The following is a 9,239-nucleotide window of genomic DNA, read 5'->3' as shown; positions in this document are numbered from 1 at the left end:
CCGCGACGCGATCGCGCACGGTTTGATCGTGAAAAATGCCGACAATTGCCGCGCCGCGGGCTTTCGCTTCTTCAATCAGTGCGACGACGGCGGCGCTGTTTTTGGCGTCCAGCGAGGCGGTGGGCTCATCGAGGAGTAGAATCGGGTAATCGACGATAAACCCTCGGGCGATATTGACGCGCTGCTGTTCGCCCCCGGAAAACGTCGACGGCGCCAGATGCCACAGCCGCTCCGGCACGTTCAGGCGGGTAAGCAGGTTAGCCGCTTTGGCTGCGCACTCCTCGCGTGACACGCCGAGATCCAGCAGCGGCTGCATCACCACATCCAGCGCAGAAATCCTTGGGATCACGCGCAAGAACTGGCTGACCCAGCCGATGGTTGAACGGCGAACTTCCAGCACTTTACGCGCCGGAGCCTGCACCAGATCGACCCATTCGCCGCTGTGGCGGATGTGGATGTGTCCTTCATCCGGCAGGTAGTTGGCGTACAGCGAACGCAGCAACGTGGATTTGCCGCTGCCAGAGTGACCGTGCAGCACCACGCATTCGCCGTTTTTAACTTCCAGCGTGGCGTCTTGCAGCACCGGCAGACGCACGCCGTTTTGCTGATGCAGTACAAAGGTTTTACTGACGTTTTCAACGCGGATCGCGTTCATTTTTAGCCTCTTTAAGCATTTTTGCGTTCGATTGCCTGATGGCGCTTCGCTTATCAGGCCTACAACCGATGCCGATCCGTAGGCCGGGTCGCGAAGCGCCACCCGGCAAGACAAAATCAGTTTTGCAAAACAGATGACACCAGCAACTGGGTATACGGATGATGCGGGTCGTCGAGTACGCGGTCGGTTAACCCACTTTCCACCACCTGACCCTGCTTCATCACCAGCAAACGGTCGGCCAGCAGGCGCGCTACGCCCAGATCGTGGGTGACAATAACCACTGCCAGATCCAGTTCCACCACCAGGCCGCGCAGCAGGTCCAGCAGTTTGGCCTGTACGGAAACGTCCAGACCGCCGGTGGGCTCGTCCATAAACACCAGTTTGGGATGGGTGACGAGGTTGCGGGCGATCTGCAGTCGCTGCTGCATGCCGCCGGAAAAGGTGGTTGGCAGGTCGTCGATACGCGAGGCCGGGATCTCCACTTCCTCCAGCCAACGCTGCGCGGTGGCACGGATGTCGCCGTAGTGGCGCGCCCCGGTGGCCATCAGGCGTTCGCCGATATTGCCGCCAGCGGAGACCTGACGGCGCAGGCCATCCAGCGGATGCTGATGCACCACGCCCCATTCGGTGCGCAGCAGACGGCGACGGTCGGCCTCGTTCATGCCGTACAGCGAACGGTTCTGATACAAAATCTCACCGCTCTGCGGCGTCAGCCGTGAAGAGATCGATTTCAGCAGCGTGGTTTTGCCGGAACCGGACTCGCCGACGATACCCAGCACTTCGCCAGGCCACAGGTCAAAAGAGACATCGCTGAAGCCCTTGCCCGGCGCGTAGAGATGGGTCAGGTTGTTGACTGAAAGCAGCGGTTGCGTCATTTGCTGAGGGCCTCACTCTGTTGGCGGCAGTAGTCGGTGTCGGAGCAGACAAACATGCGTTTGCCGGTGTCATCGAGCACCACTTCATCGAGATAGCTGTGGGTTGAGCCACAGATGGCGCAAGGCTCATCCCAGCTCTGCACGGTAAACGGGTGATCGTCGAAATCGAGGCTTTCCACGCGGGTGTAAGGTGGAACGGCATAGATGCGTTTTTCGCGGCCTGCGCCGAACAGTTGCAGGGCCGGCATCATGTCCATCTTCGGATTGTCGAATTTTGGAATTGGCGACGGGTCCATGACGTAGCGGTCGTTGACCTTCACCGGATAGGCGTAAGTGGTGGCGATATGGCCGAAGCGGGCGATATCTTCATACAGTTTCACCTGCATGATGCCGTACTCTTCCAGCGCGTGCATGGTGCGGGTTTCCGTTTCGCGCGGCTCGATAAAGCGCAACGGCTCGGGGATCGGGACCTGGAAGATAATGATCTGGTCTTCCACCAGCGGCGTTTCCGGGATGCGGTGGCGGGTCTGGATCAGCGTCGCGTCTTCCGTGCGCTCGGTGGTGTTCACCCCAGTCACGCGTTTAAAGAAGTTGCGAATCGACACGGCGTTAGTGGTGTCATCCGCGCCCTGGTCAATTACCTTCAGCACGTCCGGCTCGCCAATCACGCTGGCGGTGAGCTGAATACCGCCGGTTCCCCAACCGTAGGGCATCGGCATTTCACGTCCGCCAAACGGCACCTGGTAACCGGGGATCGCCACCGCTTTCAGAATTGCGCGACGGATCATGCGTTTGGTCTGCTCATCAAGATACGCAAAGTTGTAGCCGGAGAGGTTAGTGGTCACGGGTGGCCTCCTGTTGCAGGCGTTTGAGCAGTTCCAGCTCGGCCTGGAAATCGACGTAATGGGGAAGTTTGAGGTGCGAAACAAAACCCGCCGCCTCGACGTTATCCGCATGCGCCAGCACGAACTCTTCGTCCTGCGCCGGTCCCGTGACCGATTCATCGTATTCGGCTGCCTGTAGGGCGCGGTCCACCAGCGCCATCGCCATCGCTTTACGTTCGCTCATGCCGAACACCAGCCCGTAGCCGCGGGTAAAATGGGGGGATTCGTTTTCTGGCGCGACAAAACCGTTGACCATTTCACATTCGGTCATCAGCAATTCACCGACGTTCACCGCAAATCCCAGCTCTTCCGGTACGGTTTCCAGTGCCACATAGCCGCTGCGGATTTCGGCGGCAAACGGGTGATTACGCCCGTAGCCGCGTTGGGTGGAGTAGGCCAGCGCCAGCAGATATCCCTCATCGCCGCGCATCAGCTGTTGCAGACGTGAAGCGCGTGAACAAGGGTAAACCGGTGGCGTGCGGGTGATGTCGTCGGGCGTGGCACCATCATCCTCTTCACGCTTTGCCAGTCCCTGGTTGGCCAGCAGGGAAAAGACGTGCGGAGAGGCGTCCTGCGCGTCGTCTGCGCTGCGCAGGGGTGGCGTTTCGCCATTGGCCAGCAGGGTAAAATCCAGCAGGCGATGGGTGTAGTCATAAGTGGGACCTAACAACTGCCCGCCGGGAATATCCTTGTAGACCGCAGAGATTCGGCGCTCAAGGCGCATTTCTGCACTGTTAACCGGTTCGCTGACCGCCACCTTTGCCAGCGTAGTGCGGTAGGCGCGGAGCAAAAAGATGGCTTCGACGTTATCGCCGCTGGCCTGCTTCAGCGCCAGCGCGGCCAGTTCGCGGTCGGCGATGCCGCCTTCGGTCATCACCCGGTCGACGGCCAGGTTCATCTGTTGTTCGATTTGCGCCACGCTCAGTTCAGCAATGGTCTCTTCGCCCCGGCGTCGGTTTTCCTGCAGGGCGTGGGCGTTGGCTATCGCCTTTTCGCCCCCTTTGACGGCGACGTACATCAGCACACCTCCACATGGGTAGTTCGCGGAATAGCCAGCAGGCGTTCGCCGCAGGTGAGGATCAGGTCGACCCCCAGCGGGAACGGATGCGGGCGTTCGGTGAGTTCGTGAATCAGGCATTCCGGTAGCTGTGGCGCGATCATGCGCTCTTCAGCGATACCGGCGCCGGTCAGACGCAGCATGCGTCCACCGCTTAAGCCAGAGACCTGCACAATCAGCGTGGCGCTGGTTTCTGGCGCGACGGCGGAACCGGCGGAGAGGGCGTTAAGCTGTTCGCTGCTGATGCGTTCGTCGGCGACGGCAAAAGCCGCCAACTGCGGCTGATCCACCAGCGGCGCGTTGGTGTGAAAACGCAGATTCTGCCGGGCGATATCGTTATCCATCGACGGCGCCAGCCAGACCGGCGTGTCGCCGTCGACCAGGGTCAGTAGCACGCTGGTGGTTGCCAGGCCCAGTGGCTGCCAGCCGTGTTTCAGTTGATGCAGGGCGACGATCACGCCCGGCTCACTCATGGCCTTCAGCAAGCGACGAAAGCTCTGCTGAGCATCCTGAACGGGTAAATTAAAAGCGGTTTGTAAGGTCATGCGTTATCTCCGCGTACCAGCGTGAAGAAGTCGACCCGGCTGGCGTTGACTTCGGCACGGCGCGCGCTAATCAGCGCATCGCGTTCCGCTTCCAGCGGGGCAATTAAGGTTTCCATTAGGCTCTGGAAATGCGTTTGTTCCTGCAGCAGCGCGTCAATGACCGCGCACTGCTCGGCGTGTTGTTTGTTGCGTCCCAGCAGGTAGCTGTAGCCCAGCGTGCCGCTCTTCAGGCGTACCACTGCGCGGGTAAGCGTGGTATCACCGGCAAAGAAGCGGTTGCCGGTGCCGCCCATGCGAGCCTGGAGCTGCATCAGTCCGCTTTCCGGTGCGCGGATAAGTTCATAGTCTGGCGTCAGTTTGAGCGCGTGGATGCGGGCGTTCAGGGCATCGGCATTGCTGTAAGCCAGCGTGCGCATCCAGCGCTGGCGGGTAGCGGTATCGAAATGCATTCAGTGCTCCATAGTGAATTCGATCATGTCGGCGCGGGTCAGGCTGACGGAGTATTCCGCCGCGTGTTCTTCGCCTTCACGGTGGTTCAGGGTGCGCACGCACAGCAGCGGCGCCATATTGGGGATTTCCAGCACTTTGCTCTCTTTAGCCTGTGCGCGGCGGGCGCTGATGCGCGTTTGTGTGCGCAGGAGCGTCAGACCGGACTGTTCGCGCAGGTAGTCGTGCAGTGAACCATTGTTAAAACCCTGCAGCAGCGGCCATAGCGTGAGGTCGGAAAAATAGTGGTCGATCTGGCACAGTGCGATACCGTTTACCCGACGCAGGGTGCGCAGATGAATCACGTTATCGCCCTCGTTAATGCTGAGCGCATCGGCAATGTGGCTGGAGGCCGGGCGCAGCACCGCCAGCAGTTTTTCGCTGGTGGGGTGGCTGCCCTGGTCCAGCAGGTTCTGGCTAAAGCGCGTCTGGGCATTAAGCGGGTAATCGAATGGGCGCATCAGCACCAGTACACCAACGCCCTGGCGACGCTGGACCCAACCACGCTCAACCAACTGGTCAATAGCGCGGCGCAGGGTGTGGCGGTTTACCTCGTAGCGCGCGGCAAGCTGATGCTCGGCGGGCAGATAGTCACCGCAGCGATAATGATGACGAAGCTCCTGCTCAAGTCTCGCGGCAATTTCCTGATAACGCGTTGGATAACTGGTCGGATGTGTAGACAAGTGCATAGCAATCAATGCCTCGCTAATCAGATAAAGTGCTTACGCAAACGCTGGGAAAGGAAATCCAGCAGGCTGACGGTGACGATGATTAACACCATCAAGGCGCAGGTTTGCTGGAACTGAAAGCCGCGAATCGCCTCCCATAAAGTCACGCCAATACCGCCCGCACCCACCATTCCGACCACCGTGGCCGAGCGAACGTTGGATTCAAAGCGATACAGCGAGTAGGAGATAAGCAGCGGCATGACCTGTGGCAGAACGCCGTACAGAATCTCTTCAATTTTGTTGGCCCCGGTGGCGCGAATGCCTTCTACTGGACCTGGCTCAATGGCTTCTACCGCTTCCGAAAGCAGCTTGGAAAGCACCCCGGTGGTGTGGATAAACAGTGCCATTACCCCGGCGAACGGACCTAAACCCACGGCGACCACGAACAGCATGGCGAAGACCATTTCATTGATGGCGCGGCAGGCGTCCATCAGGCGACGCATCGGCTGGTAAATCCACCACGGTACGAGGTTATCGGCGCACATCAGGCCAAAGGGAATCGACAGCACAACGGCGAGGGCGGTACCCCAGACGGCAATTTGCAGGGTGACGGCCATTTCACCGAGATAGTCCTGCCACTGACTGAAGTCTGGCGGAAAGAAGTCGGCGGCGAAGGTCGCCATATTGCCGGAATCCTGGATCAGCGTGAGCGGAGCCATTTCGGCACCTTTCCACGAGACCACCAGCACGGCGAGAAGAATGGCCCAGCTCAGCAGTGAGAACCAGCTACGTTTGGGCGGGGCGACGGTGATGGTTTGCATGTTTAGCTCCGTGCGTAGGTTTATCGCCGGATGGCAGCTCTTGCGCCTTATCCGGCCTACAGAACATCGTCTGCCCGGTAAGCGAAACGCCACCGGGCATCAGGTTTACTGCACCGCTTTAGTCACGCTGGTCATGGCGCCCAGGGCGGCGGTCAAACGGTCAAGGTCGTCGAGCTGCGCTTTCAGCGCCGAGGTTTTGCTGGTTTTCTCTTCCTCGTTCAACCCTTTGTTGCCCTTCACGCCCTGCATCTCTTTAAACAGCGCCAGTTGGCGAATCGGTACCAGTTGCAGGTCGCTGGAGGCACGGAACGGTGCCCATCCCAGGCGTTCCAGTACGGTTTTCTGTTCCGGCGTTTTGCCGTAATTCATAAAGAAGTCGTACACCTTGTCCTTGGTGGTTTCGGAGAGGTTTTTGCGCCAGACGATCGGATCGCCCGGGATCAGCGGTGACTTCCAGATAACCTTCAGCTCTTTCAGTTTTTCCGGCGCGGAGGTTTTCAGCTTGTCGAGGTTTTCGGTGTTGTTGGTGGCGACATCGACCTGTTTGTTGGCGACGGCCAGCGCGTTGGTTTCGTGTCCGGCGTTAACGGTGCGTTTGAAGTCGCTGGCGGAGATGTTGTTTTTGGCGAAGACGTAGTAACCGGGGACGAGGAAGCCTGACGTTGAGTTGGGATCTCCGTTGCCGAATGTCAGATCCTTACGTTTGGCGATCAGATCGTTCAGGTTGTTGATCGGACTGTCTTTGTTAACGATCAACACGCTCCAGTATCCCGGGGAGCCGTCGGCAGCGACGGTTTGGGCAAACACTTGTCCGTTAGCGCGATCCACTGCTTCCATTGCTGAGAGGTTGCCGTACCAGGCGATATCAACTTTGTTAAAACGCATTCCCTGAATGATCCCGGCGTAGTCCGGGGCGAAGAAGGCGTTCACTTTCACGCCCAACGATTTTTCCATGTCCTTCAGGAACGGTTCCCACTGTGGCTTCAGGTTTTGCTGTGATTCGGTCGAAATAATGCCAAAGTTCAGCGCTTTTTCTTGCTCTTCGGCCTGCGCCGGGCTGAACAAGGTGCTGATGCTGAACATGCTGGTAAAGGCCAGCGCGGCAACGGTCTTATAGCTCATGTTGTTTCCTTAATTAGTCTTTGTTCCAGGCTATTTCACTTGCCAGCCTGGCTGCGCCAATAACGCCTGGTTTTTTAGAACTATGCAGCCTGCGCGTTCTGTTCGACGCGGTTCATGCTGCGGTAGAGATGGTCAAAACGATCGTTATCAAAATGCTGGCTGCTGCCATCAAAGAAGACGTTGCCCTGACGAAGCGCGACAATGCGTTCGCAGTAGCGCAGGGCGTAATCCACCTGATGCAGCGTGACGACCACGGTGATGCCGTCGGTCTGGTTAATGTCGCGTAGGGTGTCCATCACGATGCGCGCGGATTCCGGGTCCAGAGAGGCTATCGGCTCGTCGGCAAGGATCACTTTGGCTTGCTGCATCAGCGCGCGGGCAATCGCCACGCGCTGCTGTTGCCCGCCCGAAAGCGTGGAAACGCGCTGGTATGCAAAGTGCGCCATGCCAACGCGGGTCAGCGCCTGTAATGCACGCTGTTTCTGTTCCTGGCTAAACCAGCTAAAACAGGTGCGCCAAAACGGCGTGCTGCCGAGTGCGCCAATCAGGACGTTTTCCAGTACCGTCAGGCGGTTAACCAGATTGAACTGCTGGAAGATGTAGCCGGTGTGGGCGCGGCTTTTGCGGATATCGCGCGCCAGGCGGCCTTCATGTTGAACGGTGCGACCCAGCAGTTCGACGTGGCTACCCGGGGATTTATCACCGACGATCAAACCGCTTAAATGACGTAAAAGGGTGGATTTGCCGGAGCCAGACGGCCCAAGCAGAGCCACCATCTCACCGGAACAGATGTTCAGATCAACCGCATTGAGCGCCTGATGTTGATTGAAGGACTTGGAGAGTTTTTCGACGCGAATAATCGTTTGCATGATGCGGCCTCCCTTAAAAAGTGGCCCCATCGTGGCGGATTAATGTGACGTTTTCGTTAAGGGATGGTTACTTGGTGATGAAGAGTTGAGCGATTTTTGATGACAGTACGGGAGGGCTGGCCTCCCGTTGGATTACTCTGTAGGTTGCTGCTGTTTGACGACGTTGATCATCCACGGTACGCCATACCGATCGCTCACTTTACCGAAACCATGAGCCCAGAAGGTTTCCTGCCAGTCCATTTCGATTTTTCCGTTTGCTGCCAGGTTATCAAACCAGCGTTTGCCTTCGTCGACGTTTTGCGTGTCGAGTACCAGCGTAAAGCCAGAGTAGTGGGCATTTCCGTCGGGGGCGCTATCGCTCATCATGATGTCGCTGCCCGCAACGCGCAGGTTGGCGTGGGCAATGGCGGTATCGGGGAATTTCATGCCTGAAGGACAACCCTCTTCGCTGTTCTGCGCCGGTTTGGGCATTTCACCGAAGTTGATTTTGTAGAGTAGCTCAGCGCCTAATGTTTTTTGGTAGTAGGCGATAGCATCAGCGCAGTTGCCTGCGAAGGAGATATAGGGACTTAACGGCATAATCTTTACCTCAGGTAAAAGAAACCAGTTAAGTGTAGTTATCGTCTGCAAAAATAAGCCAGGCGGGAAGTATGAGCTTCCCGCCTGGCAGATGAGCTGGCATCGGCCTGATTGACGTAGCGCCATCAGGCAATTTGCATCAGTTCTTTTTCACAAACTCAGATTTCAGCTTCATTGGGCCAAAGCCATCGATTTTGCAATCGATGTTATGGTCGCCTTCAACCAGACGAATGTTCTTCACTTTGGTCCCGATCTTCAACATGGAAGAGCTACCTTTTACCTTCAGGTCTTTCACTACGGTAACGCTGTCGCCGTCAGCCAGCAGGTTGCCGTTGGCATCTTTAACGATCAGTTCGTCGCTGTCCTGAGCCGGTTCAGCATCGTTCCATTCGTGAGCGCATTCCGGGCAGATGAACATGCCGTTATCTTCGTAAGTGTATTCGGAGTTGCATTGTGGGCAGTGTGGTAATGACATGTGGATTTCCTCAAAAGTCAGCAGGGGCAAATGCGCCCAAAAATGGCAGATTGCCGAAAAAGGCCGCAATTATACATAAAATCCCTGCTTTTGTCGGGACTACTGCGTGATTATGCAAAATGATCTGCTGTAAAGACCCTTTGCTTTTACCTCAATGAAAGTATGGCGGAATATTTTTTAAGGGAAATTGCTACGCTTAGGTA

General features: G+C 57.4%; 12 protein-coding genes. All 12 read right to left on the bottom strand.

Features of this window, described 5'->3' with window-relative positions; all coding sequences use genetic code 11:
- The coding region (gene phnL, locus KQJ19_RS20460; RefSeq protein ID WP_216404060.1) for a phosphonate C-P lyase system protein PhnL at positions 1–655 on the bottom strand (655 nt) is incomplete at its 3' end.
- Positions 656–771: 116 nt separating this feature from the next.
- Complete coding sequence (gene phnK, locus KQJ19_RS20455; protein ID WP_003844769.1) at positions 772–1,530, bottom strand: phosphonate C-P lyase system protein PhnK; 759 nt, start codon at positions 1,528–1,530, stop codon at positions 772–774.
- Positions 1,527–2,318, bottom strand: coding sequence for an alpha-D-ribose 1-methylphosphonate 5-phosphate C-P-lyase PhnJ (phnJ, locus tag KQJ19_RS20450; RefSeq protein ID WP_049259807.1), 792 nt, complete (start codon positions 2,316–2,318; stop codon positions 1,527–1,529). Before phnJ ends, phnK begins: the two co-directional genes overlap by 4 nt.
- A gap of 46 nt (positions 2,319–2,364) precedes the next feature.
- Positions 2,365–3,432, bottom strand: coding sequence for a carbon-phosphorus lyase complex subunit PhnI (locus KQJ19_RS20445; RefSeq protein WP_137380695.1), 1,068 nt, complete (start codon positions 3,430–3,432; stop codon positions 2,365–2,367).
- Entirely contained in the window at positions 3,432–4,016 is a 585-nt protein-coding gene (gene phnH, locus KQJ19_RS20440) for a phosphonate C-P lyase system protein PhnH (RefSeq protein WP_003031824.1), read from the bottom strand. The genes KQJ19_RS20445 and phnH overlap by 1 nt, the downstream gene beginning before the upstream one ends.
- On the bottom strand, positions 4,013–4,465 hold the full coding sequence (gene phnG, locus KQJ19_RS20435; RefSeq protein WP_103767210.1) for a phosphonate C-P lyase system protein PhnG: 453 nt from the start codon (positions 4,463–4,465) through the stop codon (positions 4,013–4,015). Before phnG ends, phnH begins: the two co-directional genes overlap by 4 nt.
- Positions 4,466–5,191 carry a phosphonate metabolism transcriptional regulator PhnF gene (gene phnF / locus KQJ19_RS20430; protein ID WP_216404059.1) on the bottom strand — a complete coding sequence of 242 codons (726 nt, stop codon included), beginning with the start codon at positions 5,189–5,191 and terminating at the stop codon, positions 4,466–4,468.
- A gap of 20 nt (positions 5,192–5,211) precedes the next feature.
- Positions 5,212–5,991, bottom strand: a complete 780-nt coding sequence (gene phnE, locus KQJ19_RS20425) for a phosphonate ABC transporter, permease protein PhnE (RefSeq protein WP_016155398.1) — start codon at positions 5,989–5,991, stop codon at positions 5,212–5,214.
- A gap of 105 nt (positions 5,992–6,096) precedes the next feature.
- The gene (gene phnD / locus KQJ19_RS20420; RefSeq protein ID WP_016155399.1) at positions 6,097–7,113 is read right to left on the bottom strand and encodes a phosphonate ABC transporter substrate-binding protein; all 1,017 of its coding nucleotides are present in this window, start codon (positions 7,111–7,113) and stop codon (positions 6,097–6,099) included.
- Positions 7,114–7,193: 80 nt separating this feature from the next.
- The gene (gene phnC, locus KQJ19_RS20415) at positions 7,194–7,982 is read right to left on the bottom strand and encodes a phosphonate ABC transporter ATP-binding protein (RefSeq protein ID WP_016155400.1); all 789 of its coding nucleotides are present in this window, start codon (positions 7,980–7,982) and stop codon (positions 7,194–7,196) included.
- Between the two features lie 132 nt (positions 7,983–8,114).
- The gene (yjdN, locus tag KQJ19_RS20410) at positions 8,115–8,561 is read right to left on the bottom strand and encodes a VOC family metalloprotein YjdN (RefSeq protein ID WP_016155401.1); all 447 of its coding nucleotides are present in this window, start codon (positions 8,559–8,561) and stop codon (positions 8,115–8,117) included.
- Between the two features lie 139 nt (positions 8,562–8,700).
- A complete protein-coding gene (locus KQJ19_RS20405; RefSeq protein ID WP_003031835.1) occupies positions 8,701–9,036 on the bottom strand; it encodes a zinc ribbon domain-containing protein YjdM in 336 nt (111 codons plus the stop codon).
- Positions 9,037–9,239: the final 203 nt, after the last annotated feature.

It is taken from the genome of Citrobacter sp. S46_ASV_140, assembly GCF_018919545.1.
Classification (GTDB): Bacteria; Pseudomonadota; Gammaproteobacteria; order Enterobacterales; family Enterobacteriaceae; genus Citrobacter; species Citrobacter braakii.
The sequence above is the reverse complement of the archived record's forward strand: the minus strand, read 5'-3'. Positions and strand labels throughout refer to the sequence as shown.

What these genes read in the sequence shown, in the direction of transcription:
- phnK (WP_003844769.1), bottom strand. Translation starts at nt 1,530, where the DNA reads ATGACGCAACCGCTGCTTTCAGTCAACAACCTGACCCATCTCTACGCG.
- phnJ (WP_049259807.1), bottom strand. Translation starts at nt 2,318, where the DNA reads ATGATCCGTCGCGCAATTCTGAAAGCGGTGGCGATCCCCGGTTACCAG.
- KQJ19_RS20445 (WP_137380695.1), bottom strand. Translation starts at nt 3,432, where the DNA reads ATGTACGTCGCCGTCAAAGGGGGCGAAAAGGCGATAGCCAACGCCCAC.
- phnH (WP_003031824.1), bottom strand. Translation starts at nt 4,016, where the DNA reads ATGACCTTACAAACCGCTTTTAATTTACCCGTTCAGGATGCTCAGCAG.
- phnG (WP_103767210.1), bottom strand. Translation starts at nt 4,465, where the DNA reads ATGCATTTCGATACCGCTACCCGCCAGCGCTGGATGCGCACGCTGGCT.
- phnF (WP_216404059.1), bottom strand. Translation starts at nt 5,191, where the DNA reads ATGCACTTGTCTACACATCCGACCAGTTATCCAACGCGTTATCAGGAA.
- phnE (WP_016155398.1), bottom strand. Translation starts at nt 5,991, where the DNA reads ATGCAAACCATCACCGTCGCCCCGCCCAAACGTAGCTGGTTCTCACTG.
- phnD (WP_016155399.1), bottom strand. Translation starts at nt 7,113, where the DNA reads ATGAGCTATAAGACCGTTGCCGCGCTGGCCTTTACCAGCATGTTCAGC.
- phnC (WP_016155400.1), bottom strand. Translation starts at nt 7,982, where the DNA reads ATGCAAACGATTATTCGCGTCGAAAAACTCTCCAAGTCCTTCAATCAA.
- yjdN (WP_016155401.1), bottom strand. Translation starts at nt 8,561, where the DNA reads ATGCCGTTAAGTCCCTATATCTCCTTCGCAGGCAACTGCGCTGATGCT.
- KQJ19_RS20405 (WP_003031835.1), bottom strand. Translation starts at nt 9,036, where the DNA reads ATGTCATTACCACACTGCCCACAATGCAACTCCGAATACACTTACGAA.